The organism is Moraxella sp. CTOTU48841, from assembly GCF_032061225.1.
Taxonomy (GTDB): Bacteria; Pseudomonadota; Gammaproteobacteria; order Pseudomonadales; family Moraxellaceae; genus Faucicola; species Faucicola cinerea.
In genome coordinates this window covers 49100-65852 of the sequence record NZ_DAMBFQ010000001.1, presented here as the reverse complement: position 1 = coordinate 65852, position 16753 = coordinate 49100, and the positions used below count along the sequence as shown (strand labels likewise).

The 16753-nt window shown below is 43.1% G+C and carries 16 protein-coding genes; 13 read left to right on the top strand and 3 right to left on the bottom strand.

Translation table 11 applies throughout. The features are described from left to right. Positions 1 to 54: 54 nt before the first annotated feature. The 9 genes from sthA (at position 55) to kdsB (ending at position 9534) form a co-directional block, all read left to right on the top strand. Positions 55 to 1749, top strand: coding sequence for a Si-specific NAD(P)(+) transhydrogenase (gene sthA / locus RT034_RS00235; protein WP_253852173.1), 1695 nt, complete (start codon positions 55 to 57; stop codon positions 1747 to 1749). Next, positions 1749 to 2396 (top strand): 16S rRNA (guanine(527)-N(7))-methyltransferase RsmG, encoded by a 648-nt coding sequence (rsmG, locus tag RT034_RS00230; protein WP_313012222.1) that lies wholly within the window; start codon positions 1749 to 1751, stop codon positions 2394 to 2396. Before sthA ends, rsmG begins: the two co-directional genes overlap by 1 nt. A gap of 104 nt (positions 2397 to 2500) precedes the next feature. After that, positions 2501 to 3301, top strand: a complete 801-nt coding sequence (locus tag RT034_RS00225) for a ParA family protein (RefSeq protein ID WP_313012220.1) — start codon at positions 2501 to 2503, stop codon at positions 3299 to 3301. 179 nt (positions 3302 to 3480) lie between these two features. Then, the gene (locus RT034_RS00220) at positions 3481 to 4629 is read left to right on the top strand and encodes a ParB/RepB/Spo0J family partition protein (RefSeq protein WP_313012217.1); all 1149 of its coding nucleotides are present in this window, start codon (positions 3481 to 3483) and stop codon (positions 4627 to 4629) included. 64 nt (positions 4630 to 4693) lie between these two features. Beyond that, positions 4694 to 5317 carry a MotA/TolQ/ExbB proton channel family protein gene (locus RT034_RS00215; RefSeq protein WP_007116637.1) on the top strand — a complete coding sequence of 208 codons (624 nt, stop codon included), beginning with the start codon at positions 4694 to 4696 and terminating at the stop codon, positions 5315 to 5317. Positions 5318 to 5347: 30 nt separating this feature from the next. Beyond that, on the top strand, positions 5348 to 5803 hold the full coding sequence (locus RT034_RS00210) for an ExbD/TolR family protein (RefSeq protein ID WP_313012213.1): 456 nt from the start codon (positions 5348 to 5350) through the stop codon (positions 5801 to 5803). Positions 5804 to 5866: 63 nt separating this feature from the next. Beyond that, positions 5867 to 7630: a lipid A export permease/ATP-binding protein MsbA gene (msbA, locus tag RT034_RS00205; protein ID WP_313012210.1), complete on the top strand. Its 1764-nt coding sequence runs from the start codon at positions 5867 to 5869 to the stop codon at positions 7628 to 7630. Beyond that, positions 7630 to 8718 (top strand): tetraacyldisaccharide 4'-kinase, encoded by a 1089-nt coding sequence (lpxK, locus tag RT034_RS00200; RefSeq protein ID WP_313012208.1) that lies wholly within the window; start codon positions 7630 to 7632, stop codon positions 8716 to 8718. Before msbA ends, lpxK begins: the two co-directional genes overlap by 1 nt. A 21-nt stretch (positions 8719 to 8739) precedes the next feature. After that, a complete protein-coding gene (kdsB, locus tag RT034_RS00195) occupies positions 8740 to 9534 on the top strand; it encodes a 3-deoxy-manno-octulosonate cytidylyltransferase (RefSeq protein ID WP_313012205.1) in 795 nt (264 codons plus the stop codon). A gap of 57 nt (positions 9535 to 9591) precedes the next feature. Here the strand turns inward: kdsB and RT034_RS00190 are convergent, their stop codons facing one another. The 3 genes from RT034_RS00190 to RT034_RS00180 all read right to left on the bottom strand — a co-directional run bounded on the left by RT034_RS00190 (position 9592) and on the right by RT034_RS00180 (position 11797). Then, positions 9592 to 10593, bottom strand: a complete 1002-nt coding sequence (locus tag RT034_RS00190; RefSeq protein WP_313012203.1) for an LLM class flavin-dependent oxidoreductase — start codon at positions 10591 to 10593, stop codon at positions 9592 to 9594. Positions 10594 to 10663: 70 nt separating this feature from the next. Further along, positions 10664 to 11590, bottom strand: coding sequence for a LysR substrate-binding domain-containing protein (locus RT034_RS00185; protein ID WP_313012201.1), 927 nt, complete (start codon positions 11588 to 11590; stop codon positions 10664 to 10666). 57 nt (positions 11591 to 11647) lie between these two features. Continuing rightward, the gene (locus RT034_RS00180; protein ID WP_313012198.1) at positions 11648 to 11797 is read right to left on the bottom strand and encodes a type II toxin-antitoxin system HicB family antitoxin; all 150 of its coding nucleotides are present in this window, start codon (positions 11795 to 11797) and stop codon (positions 11648 to 11650) included. A gap of 324 nt (positions 11798 to 12121) precedes the next feature. Between RT034_RS00180 and RT034_RS00175 the strand changes: the two genes are divergently transcribed. Genes RT034_RS00175 through RT034_RS00160 form a run of 4 tightly spaced genes read left to right on the top strand, consistent with a single transcriptional unit; the run spans position 12122 to position 16744 of the window. Beyond that, positions 12122 to 13720 (top strand): AmpG family muropeptide MFS transporter, encoded by a 1599-nt coding sequence (locus RT034_RS00175; protein WP_313012196.1) that lies wholly within the window; start codon positions 12122 to 12124, stop codon positions 13718 to 13720. Next, positions 13713 to 14567: a peptide chain release factor N(5)-glutamine methyltransferase gene (prmC, locus tag RT034_RS00170; protein WP_313012192.1), complete on the top strand. Its 855-nt coding sequence runs from the start codon at positions 13713 to 13715 to the stop codon at positions 14565 to 14567. The genes RT034_RS00175 and prmC overlap by 8 nt, the downstream gene beginning before the upstream one ends. 55 nt (positions 14568 to 14622) lie before the next feature. Next, positions 14623 to 15417 carry a HesA/MoeB/ThiF family protein gene (locus RT034_RS00165; protein WP_313012188.1) on the top strand — a complete coding sequence of 265 codons (795 nt, stop codon included), beginning with the start codon at positions 14623 to 14625 and terminating at the stop codon, positions 15415 to 15417. A 13-nt stretch (positions 15418 to 15430) separates the two neighbouring features. Next, positions 15431 to 16744, top strand: coding sequence for an ABC1 kinase family protein (locus tag RT034_RS00160; RefSeq protein ID WP_313012184.1), 1314 nt, complete (start codon positions 15431 to 15433; stop codon positions 16742 to 16744). Positions 16745 to 16753: the final 9 nt, after the last annotated feature.

Here is a 16753-nt window from a genome sequence, read left to right as displayed (position 1 = left end):
TATTTAATTTAAAAATTTTTATTCATTATCAAGGCTTAAAATATGGGAGCTAATATGCCAAAAAAACGGATTAATGACAAAGTCACTCAAATTCCCCCGACAAACAATGACAATGAAAACATCTGTGATTCCAATACGCAGTCAATTATTGAACCCCAAGAAAATATTACCGAAATTTTGGCAAAACCAACCAAAACTGAAATTTCGGATTCTGATAAAAAAGCCAATACCGTCAGTATCAGTGAAGATGACGATAAGGTAAAACATTTTGATGATGCATCGGTCCATTTTGATTTAATTAGCCCGCTGGATAATACCCGTATCAATTTAAAGCGTTATAAGCGTCAAGATGCCGTTAGCCATGCCTATGATTATGATGCTGTCGTGATTGGCGCAGGACCCGCGGGTGAAGCAGCAGCGATGAAAATCGCCAAATCTGGGCAAAAAGTTGCCGTGATTGATCCACGTAAACAAGTGGGCGGTAACTGTACGCACGTAGGCACGATTCCAAGTAAAGCATTGCGTCAGTCGGTGTTTAATATTATCGGTAATCGCCGCGATCCTATCTTAAACCAAGGCATCGACTATCACCAAATCCCACTCAATAAAGTATTAACCAAAGCCCGTGAAGTGGTACGTAACCAGGTAGAAACCCATACCCGTTTTTATGAGCGCAATCAAATTGACTTAATCAATGGCTGGGCAAGTTTTAAAGATACCCATACCATTCATGTTGATATGAGTGATGGTACCGAGCAAGACATTACCTTTGAACAAGCCATTATTACCGTAGGTAGCCGTCCTTATCGCCCTGATTTGTTAGATTTTAGCCATCCTCGCGTGTTTGATTCCGATAAAATCCTGCAAATGGATTATGTGGTACAGCGCATTATTATTTATGGTGCGGGCGTGATTGGCTGTGAATATGCGTCTATTTTTACCGGGCTTGGCTATAAAGTAGATTTGATTAATACCCAAGAGCAGTTGCTTAGCTATTTAGATGATGAGATTTCTGACGCGTTGTCGCATGACTTTAGACAATTTGGCGTGTTGATTCGCAATAAAGAAGAAATCGAACGGCTAGAAACTTATGATGACTGCGTGATTTTATATCTAAAAAGTGGTAAACGCATCAAATCAGATGCTATTTTATGGTCAAATGGTCGCTCAGGTAATACCGACAGTCTCAACCTTGCCGCCATCGGGCTCACCGCAAACAGCCGTGGTCAACTCAAAGTCAATGAGCATTACCAAACCGATATCCCAAATATTTATGCAGCAGGGGATGTGATTGGCTGGCCATCGCTTGCATCGGCAGCTTATGACCAAGGACGCTGCGCCGCTGCCTATATGGTAGGCGATGAAAATGCACAACCTGTTCGTAGTGTGCCAACGGGTATTTATACCATTCCTGAAATTTCAAGTATTGGTAAAAACGAACAAGAATTAACCGCCGAAAAAGTGCCGTATGAAGTGGGGCAAGCCTTCTTCAAACACCTTGCTCGCGCACAAATCATCGGTGAGCGTAGTGGGGTGTTAAAAATACTATTCCACCGTGAAACCTTAGAGGTTTTAGGTATCCATTGTTATGGCAATCACGCCTCTGAGATTATTCATATCGGACAAGCCGTGATGGAAAGTAAGGGCAGCAATACGCTAGAATACTTTGTCAATACTACCTTTAACTACCCAACGATGGCAGAAGCCTATCGCGTTGCTGCACTCAATGGTCTTAATCGGGTGTTTTAATGGCGCAGATTAATGTAAAGCTACAACCCCAGTACGTAAAATTACAACCTCAGTTGCAACAAGCACTCTCTGAGTTAAAGTTGCAGCTATCGGATGAGCAGCAATTACAGCTACTGTACTATCTACAGCAGCTGTTATTTTGGAATAAAGCGTATAATCTGACCGCTATCAAAGATGACCAACAAGCGTTAATCAAACATATTTTTGATAGTTTGTCGATTGTGCCATTTTTGCCAGCCGGTGATTTGCTAGATATTGGGACGGGCGCGGGTTTGCCAGCAGTGATAGTTGCCATTTGTCAGCCACAACGTACGGTGACAGCACTCGATAGTAACCAAAAGAAAATTCGCTTTATCAAACAAGTCGCCAGTGAATTGGGGTTAAAAAATCTAACACCGGTTGCCAGTCGTATTGAAGCACATGTAGGTACTTATCAAGTGATTACCTCAAGGGCGTTTGCATCGCTGGTGGATTTCGTCACCCATAGTCAAAGCAAATTGGCAGACAATGGTATCATTTGTGCCATGAAGGGGGTTGAACCTGTTGACGAGATTCAAGCGCTTCAAAATGAGTGGAAAATTAACACCCAAGTGTTAACCGTACCAGAATTGCATGAATCACGCCATTTGATTTATTTGCAAAGATAAACATACTATCATTTCAGCCAGTTTTACCGGTATTAGGGTTTGAAAAACTGGCTGTTTTTGACTACAATTTTCAACCTTTTTATCAACACATTGCGAGACAGTTCATGGATATTTTAGCCATTGCTAATCAAAAAGGTGGGGTGGGAAAAACCACCACCGCGGTTAATTTGGCAAGTGCACTGGCACATCGCCGCAAAAAAGTTTTACTGATTGATTTGGATGCCCAAGGCAATGCGACCACGGCATCAGGGCAGGATAAACGCGAGTTAGAGTACAGCATTGCTGATGTGCTATTAGATGATTTGCCAATCCATGAGGCGATTGTCAAAACCCCGAATGGGTTCGATATTGTCGGTGCGAACAATGAATTGTCAGGTAGTGATTTGCATTTAAGTCAAAAGCCTGAAAACCATGCAATTTTGTCAAAAGCCATACAGCAGCTCGCTGATATGCCTGCCAAAAACGGCCGCGCGCCGAAACCTTATGATTTTATCGTGATTGACTGCGCCCCGAGTTTAAGTTTACTTACCATCAATGCGATGTGTGCCACATCAGGGGTGATTATCCCGATGCAATGTGAATATTTTGCATTAGAAGGATTGGCGGATTTGTCGCAAACCATTGAGCGTTTGAAGTCGCTAAACCCAAACTTGCATATCCGCGGTGTGTTAAGAACCATGTTTGACCCGCGCAATACCTTGGCAAATGATGTTTCTATGGAATTGATTGAGCATTTTGGTCCGATTTTATTTAATACCATCATTCCCCGTAATATTCGTCTAGCAGAAGCACCCGCGCACGGCATCCCTGCGCTTGATTATGAGATGAATTCAAAAGGCTCACAAGCGTATATCCGCCTTGCCAATGAAATTATCAAACAAAGTCGCCAATTCCAACTTGCCTAAATTAAGCTGTTTAGGCACTTTTTTTTGTTAACTTGTTGGCAAGTGCGCACTGGCAAAAGCAATGAAAATATTTTTCAAGCTATAGCGAATCTGCTAAAATAGCCAGTTCAAAAATGGCGGCATTGGTTTAATTTTTTATCAGTCATTTTTAACTATTTAATGGCATTGGGAATTTCGACATGGTTAAAAAGCGTGGATTGGCATCAAATCGAGGACTTGATGCGTTACTCGGCTCAATCAAAACAGAAAAATTGATTACCGGTAATCTAATCGATGCGAGTGTTCGAGCCGCTGTCGATGACGCGAAAAGCGCTGAAAAAATAAATGCCAAGTCAACCGATGAATGGCAAAATGTCTCGGATGACGAATCGGCCGGAGCTCGCGACACGATAGCCGTAGCCAAAAAATCGCCTACAGCTGCGATAACCCCAAAACCATTCACTCCAAAACCCACCAAAACACTAAAGTCCAGTAGCCATAACGCACCCATAAATAACGATAATGATAATAGTAATGTGGCTGGGTTAAATTTGATGCATATCAACGTCGCGTATTTGCAGCGTGGCAAGTATCAGCCGCGCATTGATTTGGACGAAGATGGCTTGCAAGAGTTGGCAACGTCTATCAAGCAGCATGGCGTGATGCAGCCCATTGTGATTCGACCTTTAACCAAAGTATTGCCCAATTCCTCGATTACCCATGAAATTATCGCGGGTGAACGTCGCTGGCGTGCGGCGCAAATTGCAGGTTTAACCCATATACCCGCCATCATGCGCCCAATGTCAGACGACTTGGCAATCGCCTTGGCGTTGATTGAAAACATCCAACGGGAAGATTTGAGCGTTATGGAACAGGCTGCCGCATTGCAGCGCTTTCATGATGAATTTGGTATGAGTCATTCGCAAATTGCGGATGTTGTGGGTAAGGCGAGAACAACGGTTTCTAATTTGCTGCGTTTGAACCAATTACATGACGATGTCAAACAAGCGTTAAATGAAGGGCAAATGGATATGGGGCATGCCAGGGCATTATTGGCGCTGTCACCCAAACAGCAGCCTGTTATTGCCAAAAAAATTATACAGGGTCAATTGACCGTTCGTCAGACTGAAGCGTTAGTCAAAGACATTTTAAATCCAAAAGCGCCGACACAAAGCCAAGAAATTGATTATGATAGGCTGCGACTGAACCAACACCTCTCTGAACAACTCGGTGCCGTGGTAAAAATCAAAGGCTCCTCAAAAGGCAAGGGGAGTATTGAGATATTTTTTCACAATGAAGAGGAACTACAAGCTTTGATTGTGCAATTCCAGTCGCAACTTGAGCATTAATCTTGCGCATTTAGTTTAGTTTTCTCAATTTATTAGTCATTGACATGCAAAGGCAGTATAACGGATGTGGGAATTAGTTAAAGCAGGCGGTTGGTTGATGTGGCCCATTGTCCTATGTTCGATTTTGATGTTGATTATCATTATTGAGCGCGCGATAAAACTCAAAGTCAGTACAGTGACACCCGCCCATCTGCGTGAACAATTGATGCAGCATTTGATTGAGCAGGGCGATATTGATCGTGAATCGCTTGAGAATGTCAAACTCAATTCGCCTTTGGGTGATATCCTTGCTGCAGGACTCATGAATCGCCAGCATGGGATTGATTCAATGACCATGCATATGGAAAACCGCGCCAGTATTACCATCCATCAATTAGAAAAACATATCAATATGTTGGGTACCATCGGTGCTATCGCGCCATTATTGGGTCTTTTAGGTACGGTACTGGGGATTATTTCATCCTTCTTAGCCATTACCGAAGGCGCAATGCAAGATCCGACCATGCTGGCAGCTGGCGTATCCCAAGCGCTGATTACCACAGCAGGGGGTATGCTGGTTGCGATACCTGCGGTGATGGCGTACCGTATTTTTCAGCGCCGTATTATTGATATTAATGCCGCGTTTGAACAAGAAGCGGGTTTGATGATGCAAGAATTACTGGACAATGGTCTAATCACGCCTCGTTAATGGCGTATAGCTGCGTAAAAGAGTCAAACCATGCGATTTCGTAAACCCACGGTCGAACCCTTAGAAATCAATCTGACCCCGATGATTGATTGCTTATTGTTCTTGATTGTTTTTTTGCTGCTGTCGACCACCTTTAACCATTTTAGTAAACTCAATATCATTTTGCCGCAAGCAGAGGGCGTACCGATTACTGAGAAAAGCAAACGTATTGAAGTCGCGGTGCAAAAAGATGGTAGCTATCTCGTCAATGGCATTGCCTTATCTGGTAATGGTGAAGCTGAATTGACGGCGATGATCCGTCAAGAAGCAGGTGAAGACCGAAAGCAGCTATTTGTTATCTCTGCTGATGCCGATACCAGTCACCAATCGGTGGTTAAAGTGATGGATATAGCGGGTAAAATGGGCTTTATGAATTTAAATATCAGTACTGTGATACCCGCCACTTCGCTCAATAGTAATATTATCCCAGCGCCAGATGCCAAATAATTTTTATTGTTTAATTTACTGATACAATAGCTGTTAAGTCGTTCTTTTATATATTGAGATGCCATGACCGTTTCAAAACCTTCCAATGCTCACCCACGTTGGCAGACCTATCGAAGATTGCTAGGTTATCTCAAGCCGTATTGGTGGGCGATGACCTTCGTAGTTATTGGCTTTACCTTAAATGCAGGCACCGAAGTGGGCATTGCCAAGCTGGTCAAATTCATTATTGATGCAATTAATGAACGTGATCAAGCGCATATCAATCTTTTTCCAGCCTTAATTGTATTGTTGTTTGTACTGCGAGGACTTAGCTCATTTTTGGGTAATTACTTTAGCGCAGTGATTTCACGCAATGTCGTCTATCAGCTGCGTATGCAAGTGTTTTCAAAATTGCTCAGATTACCCAGCCAATTTTATCTCAACCACAATGCCGGTCAGATTTCTGCAAAATTAATCTTTGATGTCGAGCAAGTGACTGCGGCGGGTACCGATACGCTCAAAACCTTGTTACGCGATGGCTTGACCGTGATTGGATTGTTAGCGTTTTTGCTTTACAGTAATTGGAAATTAAGCCTGTCGTTGTTTGTGGTATTGCCGCCGATTTTATTCTTAGTCGGTAAAGCCAGTAAACGCTTTCGCAAGCTGTCGCGCGGTATTCAAAAATCCATGGGTGAAGTCAGCCATATTACCAATGAAGTCATCACAGGCTACCAAGTGGTCAAAAATTATGGCGGTCAGCAAAATGAGCTGACGCGGTTTAATAACGCCTCTTTAACCAATCTGAAACAAGGTCTAAAGGTGGTGGTGACCAATAGCATCAATACGCCATTAATTCAATTATTGATGGCGTGCGCCATGGCGGTGGTGGTATGGATTGCGTTAAGACCCAATGTCTTAGGCGACACCACCGCAGGCGAGTTTATTGCTTATATCAGTGCAGCAGGGCTACTGAGTAAACCCGTGCGCTCGTTGACCGATATTAATCAAGGCTTACAAAAAGGTTTGGCGGCGGCGGATTCTATATTTGAGATGCTCGATGAAGCTGAAGAAAAAGACACAGGCAAGGTTGAAAAAACCCTGAGTGGTAAAATAGTACTTAACAACCTAAGCGTCACTTTTGAGGATGGCAAACAAGCGCTCAACAACGTAAATTTGGTGGTCAATCCCGGCGAAACCGTGGCGTTAATCGGTCGAAGTGGCGCCGGTAAAACTACCCTGGTCAACTGTCTGATGCGCGCGCTAGAACCCACAAAGGGCAATATTTATCTTGACGATATCGCTATCGAAGATTTGACATTACATTCACTGCGTAGTCAGATTGCCAGCGTCAACCAACAAGTGGTACTGTTTGATACCTCTATCCACAACAATATCGCCTATGGTGAATTATCTAACCGAACTTCGGAGCAAGTGATTGATGCCGCAAAATCAGCCTTTGCGCACGATTTTATCATGCAGTTGCCGCAGGGTTACCAATCAAAGATAGGCTCACAGGGTCTGCAGTTATCTGGCGGACAACGCCAACGCTTATCCATTGCACGTGCCTTGCTAAAGGATGCGCCTATCTTGATTTTGGATGAAGCCACAAGCGCGCTAGATAACGAATCAGAATTTTATATCCAAAAAGCGCTGGAGCGAGTCATGCATGGCAGAACCACCATCGTTATCGCGCACCGATTAACCACCATCCAAAATGCCGATAAAATCGTGGTTATGGATAAAGGTGAAATTATTGAAGTCGGTACCCACGACAGTTTGCTAGCAGTGCAAGGTACGTATGCCAAGTTGTATGAGCGTCATTTTGAAGAGGACATATTGTCAAGCTAATGCAACAGACACTACTACAGGCGTGGCGCAACAAATCCCTCTGGCTATGGTTGTTATTACCCGTTTCTTGGTTGTATGGATTGGTTTTTTGGATCAATAAAACTATTTATCGATTAGGACTAAAACCAGTTTATTATCCCAACGTGCCCGTCATTGTAGTGGGCAATATCACGGTTGGCGGTAGCGGCAAGACACCGCTAATCATTGCGGTGGTAACCTACCTGCAGCAAAAAGGGCTGACAGTCGGCGTCATCAGTCGTGGCTATGGCGGACAACCCAAGCTCATGCCTTGTATCGTGACAGCAAATTCAAAGCCCAGTGAGGTTGGTGATGAGCCGTGTCTGATTGTGCAGCGTACAGGTGTGCCAATGGCAGTCTGTCCAAACCGTGGTCAAGCAATTGAGTTATTGCTTAAGCAATTCCCAAGCATTCAACTTATTTTGGCGGATGATGGACTACAACATTTTGCCTTAGATAGGGATGAAAACTGGATTGTCGTCGATGCCGATCGCGGCTTTGGTAACCGCCAGCTATTGCCCACAGGCTTTCTACGCGAACCGATTAAACGGCTGTATCAGCCCAATACCACCGTCATATTTCACCAAAGTGATTGGCAGGATACGCAGACTTTAACCCATTTTTCAAATAGCCTAAGCAAAAATTGTCATAGCGTGTCCCCAGATATTCGTATGCATTTGCTACAAAAACCATTAGAACCTTTATTTAAAACGCCTTCGCAAGATAGTCTACCTCCCCAACAAGTCATTGCTATGACGGGGATTGGATTGCCGCAGCGTTTTTTCAATAGCCTAAGCCAATTAGGATTTAACATCATACCGATGCCATTGAATGACCATCACACTTATAGTTTGCAAGATTTTGCCAACTTGCCAAAGTTACCGATTATCGTCACCGATAAGGATGCGGTCAAATTGCGTGTCTTGTTCGCCCAAGTTCATGAGAAAAATGACATTGCAATAAACATCTGGGTGTTACCGGTAGAAGCTGAATTATCAGCCGCCTTTTATGCGTTAATCGACCGACAAATCGGTAAATTGGTTACCCTGGCTGACAACGCTGACAATTAAAAAACTCGTAGGAAATACAATATGTTAAAACATTTGGTCATACCAGCCCGTCTAAAAAGTACCCGACTACCCAACAAACCGCTGTTAGAAATTCATGGCAAACCGATGATTCTATGGGTGATTGATCGTGCCAATGCGGTGAAATCGGCGGGCATTGCCGATGATATTTTTGTGGCAACAGATGATGATAGCATCGCTCAACTGTGTCAAGACTATGGGGCAGCTGTCATCATGACTGACCCCAATCATGCGTCTGGCACTGATAGGCTTGCTGAGGTAGCTAGATGTCAGCAGTGGTCAACTGAAGATATCGTGATTAATATGCAAGGCGATGAACCACTCGTGCCTGCAGGACTCATCAAACAAGTGACTGAGCTTCTGCTACAAAAAAAAGATTGCGTGATGGCGACTTTGGCTGAACCCATCCAAAGCGTTGAAGAGTTTTTACGGCCATCGGTGGTCAAAGTCGTTAAAAATGCTCACCAGGAAGCCTTGTATTTTAGCCGAGCGCCAATTCCTTACGATCGCCATACAGCATTGTTGACTGACCCGCCAATCAGTGGGGAAAATAGTGCGCCAAAAAACGCTTACCGACATCTAGGTATTTATGCTTACCGGGTTAGTTTGTTACAACAATTTAGTGTTTGGCAGCAAGGCGAGCTAGAGCAGCTTGAATCATTGGAACAATTGCGTATTTTGGAGCAAGGCATGCGTATCGCCATTGATGCTGCTTCAGAATTGTTGCCGCCCGGTGTAGACACGCAAGAGGATTTGGATCGGCTCAATGAGTTGGCGTTATCAGAATTATTGAAATAATAAAAAAGCCCAAGTTAATCTTGGGCTTTTTTGTAGTTTGCGTTTTTAGGGTTTTGATTAGCTTTTTAAGCTAAATAAATCAAGCGCTTTCACCAAAGATAAGGAGTTGAGGCGGGCTTGTTGGTCATAAATATTACAAGTGACAATCAATTCATCAGGACGGATAGTCTCAAGGAAATGGTCAAGTTTTGGTTTGACACTGTCAGGTGTACCGACAAACGAAATTGCCAACGATGATTCAACCATGTATTTTTCTGCAGATGTCCAAAAAGCATCAATATTCTCAATCGGTTTTGGCATTTGTGAGGGTTTACCACGGCGCAAATTGACAAAACTTTGCTGCGCTGAGGTGAATTGGTAAGCGGCTTCCTCATCGGTATCGGCCAATAGCAAGTTACTTGCTACCATTACATAAGGTTGTTGCAAGTAGCGAGACGGCTTGAAATTCTCACGGTACAATGTCACCGCTTGCGATAACATCTGCGGCGCAAAATGCGAAGCAAACACATAAGGCAACCCTAATGCAGCGGCAAGACTGGCGCCAAATAAAGACGACCCTAAAATCCAAACAGGGACATTCAAGCCATTAGCCGGCATAGCGGTCACTGTCTGACCATCGAGCGGGTCAAAATAATGCATCAGCTCTTGCACATCTTGCGGGAAGTTTTCGGCATCATTCATGGTGCGGCGCAAGGCACGGAACGTTGCTCCATCCGTACCCGGGGCACGACCCACGCCCAGATCGATACGTTCGCCATACAAAGTGGCTAACGTACCAAACTGTTCTGCGACCACTAAGGGTGCATGGTTAGGCAGCATGATACCGCCTGAGCCAATTCGTATTGTTGAAGTGTGAGCGCCAATGTGAGCTAGCAACACACTGGTTGCAGTACTGGCAATGCCGCGCATGTTATGGTGTTCAGCCAGCCAATAGCGATTAAAACCTACTTGTTCGGCAGTTTGGGCAACAGTCACCGCTTGCTTAAGCGCGTTTTTAGCGTCGCTCCCTTCAGGTACAGGAACAAGGTCTAAAAATGAAATAGGGATTTGTTTGGTCATCTTTGTCATCATTGTAGTCATCATAAAAAGAATAGTAGTCCCTTTATAATGGCGAATCCAAAAAAATCAATCACCCAAATTGTTGCTGACAAATATCAATGAAAGCTTTGCCAAAATTACGGATATCCCCATCGACACGGGTGGCTATCCACGTCACATGTTTTCCAAAAATTTTCGTTGGAATTTTGACAAGATTGCGATAATTTTGACCTTCAAATGCCATTTCAGCAATCGTGCCCACGCCCATACCAATACCGACATAGGTACTAATCACATCGGCATCCAAAGCAGTAAGTACAATATTGGGCGTCAGTTCTGCCGCGCTAAAGGCTCTATCAATCGCACCACGACCCGTAAAACCGCCGTGATAAGTGATAATCGGATATTTCGCTAAGGTCTGGATATCAATTTCGGTGCGATTCTCAAGCTCATGTCCCACGGGCACAATCACATGATGATACCAATCATAATAGCGAATACAGTGTAGATTATCGTGCGCAAGCAGCGATTCAGTTGCGATGCCAATGTCGGCTTGACCTTGTGCCACCATATTGGCAATCGACTCAGGGTCAGCTTGATGTAAAATCAGATGGACATTGGGAAATTGTTGTTTAAAGCGCTGTATCACCCAAGGCAACACATAACGTGCTTGGGTATGCGTCGTGGCAATTGATAATTCACCCTGATGGGGATTTTGAAAATCTAAGGTTAAATTTTCAATCGACCTTACTTCCACAAAGATTTTCTCAATATGCGGCAGTAGCAGCTCACCGATAGGGGATAGACCCACCAATCGTTTACCCTGACGCACAAACACTTCCGCCCGAAGCTGACTTTCGAGCGCGGCAATATGCTTACTAAGACTGGATTGACTGGTATGTAATACTTTGGCAGCTTGGCTCAGATTGTAATTATTAATCACAGTCTGCCAAACGGTTTCAAGTTGTTTGAGTTGGATTTGTAAATAACGTTGATTGATGACAACATTGATTGCCATAAAATGACCTTAATAAAAAAACGAAATAAAATGCTCGCTATAGGAGCTTGGTTGAACTTAAAAATTAACAAAACTAGGCATTACCGCCATACGTGTATTAGACACTGCGCCTGCCATGCTACTATCAATTACAAATATGCTTTCAATATCAGGTACCGTGACATGATAGGCATTATTTTGCTGATAGATAGCAATCGGGTATTGCATAATTTGCCTCAAAGCCGCTAACAAAAAGGTTAAAAGTCACCGCAGGGTGTCAAGTATAGCATATTACCATAAAATAGCAGGTTCAAAACCTAGCTGCTTATGTCAGGCTTATTAAATAGGGTTAAAATTTAAAAAATTGATTAATGTGACAAGTCTGCAAACATTGGCTCAGTTATCGACTTGATTGCAGTGCCGCCTTGTTTCAGATATCAACGTTTCAGACATCTATAATAATTTTAGTTTGTCTACACCTAGAAAACCGCTACAATAGCAAGATTTTAATGAAGTTTTGTGGTAAATCGTGCGCGATGAGTGAGAGGTAACATGGAAATATCAAAACAACCTGTGTCAAACGACCAAGCGGCGCTACCAAGCGAAAGCTCAACAGGCACAAAAAAGTCTTGGGGCGAAGCCATCAAAGCCTATATGGACAAGCGCGCTTGGGTGATGTTGCTATTGGGTTTTTCTTCAGGGTTGCCTTATCTATTGATATTTTCTAGTTTATCAATTTGGCTCAAAGAAGCAGGGTTTGATATCAAAATTATCACCATGTTTAGTTGGGCGATGCTGGGGTACTCGTTTAAGTTTGTTTGGTCGCCACTCGTCAATGCTGTGCCGATTCCATTGTTTACTAAAATGCTGGGACAACGCCGTAGTTGGCTAATTGTGGCACAAATTGTGGTCGCCTTTGCAATTTTTATGCTTGGTAGTTTCAATCCCACCAGTGATGTTGTACTTGATTACATGGCATTTTTTGCCGTGTTGTTAGGTTTTTCAGCGGCGACACAAGACATTGTGATTGATGCTTATCGCATTGAAATTGCTGAAAAATCCATGCAGCCCGTACTCTCTGGTATGTTTATGGCAGGCTACCGAATCGGTCTGATTGTTGCAGGGGCAGGGGCGCTGTTCTTGGCAGAATATTTTGGCTCGACCAAAGCCACTTACAACTACGCTGCTTGGCAACAAACCTATTATATTATGGCATGTTTGATGCTCATAGGGGTTGTCACTACCCTTTTGATCAAGGAACCCACCGTCACCCGTGAGCAGCATGAACGCCCGATGTCGGATTATTTTCAACTGTTTTTACTATTTTTAATTTCAGTGATTGCGCTGATTGCCAGTTTTATTGTCATCGGTCACGTGCTTCCAGAGACTGAGTCAAAATTTTTGGGCTTTGTTTATGAGAGTATTAAATTTATTGGCGCTGTTGTTATCGCCATTAGCACCGCTTTAGTGTTATTAAAAGCCAAAATCATCAAAAAGCAAGTCGCGGTTGACATGTGGGTCGCGCCAATTCAAGACTTTTTCATTCGTTATGGTAAAAAAGCCGTATGGCTGATTTTATTGATAGGCTTGTATCGTATTTCAGATATTGTGGCAGGTACGACGTCAAACTTGTTTTATGTCAATTTAGGCTTTAGCAAAACCGATATCGCCTTGGCGGTCAAAACCTTTGGGATGGGGATGTCAATTGTAGGTGGTATTCTAGGCGGCTTGCTTGCCGAGCGTTTTAAAATCATGAACGCTATGTTGATTGGTGCTATTTTAGCTTCAGCCAGTAATTTATTGTTTGTGATTTTAGCGGGCAAGGGACATGATTTTTTTTACATGTACTCAGCGGTGATGTTTGATAATCTCGCATCAGGTCTAGCAAGTGCTATCTTCGTCGCCTTTTTATCCGTATTGACCAATATTCGCTTTAGCATGGTACAGTATGCACTGCTTAGTTCATTGATGACGTTAACACCAAAAATTTTGGGTGGCTACTCAGGTGCGATGGTAGAGACCATGGGATATCCTGCTTTTTTCACTTTTACTGCATTGATTGGGGTGCCTGTGCTGTTGTTGATTTATATGGTAGATAAGCATGTGATGAGCCAAGATGCGACAAGAAGCGATAACATCACCCATGAATAACCCAATGTCATCTTACACTATTCAATCATTGTTGGCTGTACCAAGCACGGTTGAAAAACATATCCGCAAACAGTTGCTGGGTGAGTATCTTCATGTAGGGCAAACTTATCTTATTACCCATGATGGCGAAATGGTGACTGCAACAATAGCCACTCAATATTTTGCTGCGCTAGAGGAGTTGATAGCCGGCAAACCATTCGCTTATGTGCTAGGTAAACAAAGTTTTTGGCAGCATGAGTTTTTAGTCAACCAGCATACTTTAATACCGCGTCCTGATACCGAAAGGTTGATAGAAGCGGTGCTTAATCACCATAAAAATAGCCTAAGCAAAATAATGAATATTTTAGATTTAGGCACGGGGTCAGGCTGTATTGCCATCACGCTGGCAGAGGAATTTAAAAATTCATCCGTTAGTGCAGTAGACAAATCACCTGATGCACTGAAGATGGCAGCACAAAATGCTAAAAGACTAGGGGTTAATAATATCGCGTTTTTTGAAGGCAGTTGGTATGAACCCTTTATGACAACCCATGCAGATGAAAACAACAAATTTGATATCATCGTATCTAATCCTCCTTATATCGATCCCAACGATCCCCACTTGGCAGGCTTAACCGATGAACCCATTAGTGCGCTAATCGCGGATAATAAAGGTATGGCGGATATCTGTCATATTGTCAAAACTGCGCCACAATTTTTACAGCCTCATGGGTTATTAGCCATTGAACATGGGTATGATCAGGGCGAACAGGTTAGGGGTGTGTTTTTGTCAAATGGCTTTGACGAGGTAATCACCGTCAAAGACTATGGTGATAATGAACGGGTAACGCTAGGTGTACTAAATTAGTGTACTAAATTAATGTGCTAAAATAGCCTAAGTAAATATGTGAAATTTAACTACTATGTCAAAACAAACAGAATTAACCGATGCAGAAATGCTACGCTATGCCCGCCAAATATTGCTAGAAGGGTGGGATATAGAAGCACAAACGCGGCTAAAAAATAGCTGTGCGATTATTATTGGGATGGGCGGGCTAGGCTGCCCACTTGCAGAAACCTTGTGCCGTGCTGGCATTGGCAAACTACTGATTATTGATGATGATACGATTGATGAGAGCAATCTGCAGCGGCAGTCGTTATTTACCCCTCACGACATCGGTCAATCTAAAGCGCTGGTAGCCAAGGCTAAATTACATGAAATCAATGTATTTTGTGAGGTTATCGCCATACAAACGCGTTTGACAGCAGATAATTATCAACAAATGGTTGAACAAGCTAAATTAAATAGCCTAAGCAAATTAATCTGTGATTGTACAGATAACTTCAAAACACGAGACCTCATTAATACCATCGCTGTCAAGTCAAATTTGTCATTATTATCAGCCTCAGCCATAGCGCAAACCGGGCAATTAGCATTATTTGCGCCGCAGCAGGGTTGCTATCATTGTTTATTCCAAGGAATAGGGGATGACGAACGAACGTGTGCCACTAGCGGCGTGCTTGCCAGTACTACCCAAATCATCGGCAATCTTCAAGCCCAAGCGGCTTTAAGTTTTTTGGGACTGGGCATCAATCCTATAGCGCAAACGTTATTGCTATGGAACGGCAAAACCATGAATCTTAAAAAACTTCACTATCATAAAGACGCTAACTGCGAGATTTGTAGCCAACCATCCGCTATAACAGACGTAATTTAAAATAGAGTCAATCATGCAAAAAAATCACTTTTTAAAAAAATCCTTAAATGTCATTCAGCGGGTCGGGAAGACGGCAACCGTTGCTGGCAAAGCAGGGCTACGCATTGCCCAAGGCGAAAAAATGACCCCAGCGCTGCTGCGTCAAAGCTTTGAAGAGTTGGGTACTACCTATATTAAAATCGGTCAGTTTATTGCCAGTACCCCGTCCATCTTTCCCCGCGAATATGTGACAGTATTTCAAGGCTGTCTGGATCAAACCACGCCCATGCCTTACAGTTATATTGAAGGCGTCTTAAGAGAGGAACTAGAAAAGGGCGGACAGACACTGGAAGATATTTTTCAAAGTATTGAGGTCACACCGCTAGCATCTGCATCCATCGCCCAAGTTCACAGTGCTATTTTAAAAAATGGCGATAATGTGGTGTTAAAAGTGCAAAAGCCTGAAGTAGATACCATCATTCAAACCGATTTAGGTATGATGGTTGGATTAACTAAACTGATTGATAGTATCGCACCGTCGCTAAAATTTGCCAGTATTTCACCCATTATTGATGAAATCCGTTTGCGCATGGCAGCAGAAACGGACTTCTTACAAGAAGCCAAAAACATTGATGATTTCCAAGATTTTTTGAAAAAAACTGACAATCATAAAGTAGTCGCACCCGATGTCTATCATGATATCAGCACCAAAAAAGTACTTGTCATGACACGGTTCTTTGGGGTGTCGATGATTGATGATGCTGCCATGCGTCAATACTGCAAATATCCCGCACAGGTGATGACAGATACTTTAAATACATGGTTTTCTAGCTTGATGTTGTGCAATAGTTTTCATGCCGATTTGCATGCAGGCAATTTGATGTTGTTGACCGATGGTCGTATTGGCTTTATTGATTTTGGGATTGTAGGCAAACTTGAACCCAAAGCGTGGCAAGCCAGTATGGGGATGATGGATAGTTTTGCTAAAGAAGACTATCGGGGCATGGCGCATTATATGGTTGAAATGGATATGACCCATGCGCGAGAGCAAGTCAATGTCGATGTCCTTGCCCAAGATCTTGAATCAGTGATGAAAAAAATCTTGGCAGATGATAGTTTGTTTATGGGAAAAACCATTGACCAAACCATGCCAAACCGATTAAAAGATCATACTGATGAAATCAACCAAATGTTGCTTGAAATGGTGGAAGTCGGTAAACGCCATGGCATTCACTTTCCAAGAGATTTTGCGCTACTGACCAAGCAACTGTTATATTTTGACCGTTTTATGAAAGTACTTGCCCCTGAGATGGATATGTTTCATGATGCGCGGATTAAAATGGCATAAACACACGAT

Excerpts from the sequence above, each read along its gene's own strand:
- sthA (WP_253852173.1), top strand. The coding sequence starts at position 55 with ATGCCAAAAAAACGGATTAATGACAAAGTCACTCAAATTCCCCCGACA.
- rsmG (WP_313012222.1), top strand. The coding sequence starts at position 1,749 with ATGGCGCAGATTAATGTAAAGCTACAACCCCAGTACGTAAAATTACAA.
- RT034_RS00225 (WP_313012220.1), top strand. The coding sequence starts at position 2,501 with ATGGATATTTTAGCCATTGCTAATCAAAAAGGTGGGGTGGGAAAAACC.
- RT034_RS00220 (WP_313012217.1), top strand. The coding sequence starts at position 3,481 with ATGGTTAAAAAGCGTGGATTGGCATCAAATCGAGGACTTGATGCGTTA.
- RT034_RS00215 (WP_007116637.1), top strand. The coding sequence starts at position 4,694 with ATGTGGGAATTAGTTAAAGCAGGCGGTTGGTTGATGTGGCCCATTGTC.
- RT034_RS00210 (WP_313012213.1), top strand. The coding sequence starts at position 5,348 with ATGCGATTTCGTAAACCCACGGTCGAACCCTTAGAAATCAATCTGACC.
- msbA (WP_313012210.1), top strand. The coding sequence starts at position 5,867 with ATGACCGTTTCAAAACCTTCCAATGCTCACCCACGTTGGCAGACCTAT.
- lpxK (WP_313012208.1), top strand. The coding sequence starts at position 7,630 with ATGCAACAGACACTACTACAGGCGTGGCGCAACAAATCCCTCTGGCTA.
- kdsB (WP_313012205.1), top strand. The coding sequence starts at position 8,740 with ATGTTAAAACATTTGGTCATACCAGCCCGTCTAAAAAGTACCCGACTA.
- RT034_RS00190 (WP_313012203.1), bottom strand. The coding sequence starts at position 10,593 with ATGACCAAACAAATCCCTATTTCATTTTTAGACCTTGTTCCTGTACCT.
- RT034_RS00185 (WP_313012201.1), bottom strand. The coding sequence starts at position 11,590 with ATGGCAATCAATGTTGTCATCAATCAACGTTATTTACAAATCCAACTC.
- RT034_RS00180 (WP_313012198.1), bottom strand. The coding sequence starts at position 11,797 with ATGCAATACCCGATTGCTATCTATCAGCAAAATAATGCCTATCATGTC.
- RT034_RS00175 (WP_313012196.1), top strand. The coding sequence starts at position 12,122 with ATGGAAATATCAAAACAACCTGTGTCAAACGACCAAGCGGCGCTACCA.
- prmC (WP_313012192.1), top strand. The coding sequence starts at position 13,713 with ATGAATAACCCAATGTCATCTTACACTATTCAATCATTGTTGGCTGTA.
- RT034_RS00165 (WP_313012188.1), top strand. The coding sequence starts at position 14,623 with ATGTCAAAACAAACAGAATTAACCGATGCAGAAATGCTACGCTATGCC.
- RT034_RS00160 (WP_313012184.1), top strand. The coding sequence starts at position 15,431 with ATGCAAAAAAATCACTTTTTAAAAAAATCCTTAAATGTCATTCAGCGG.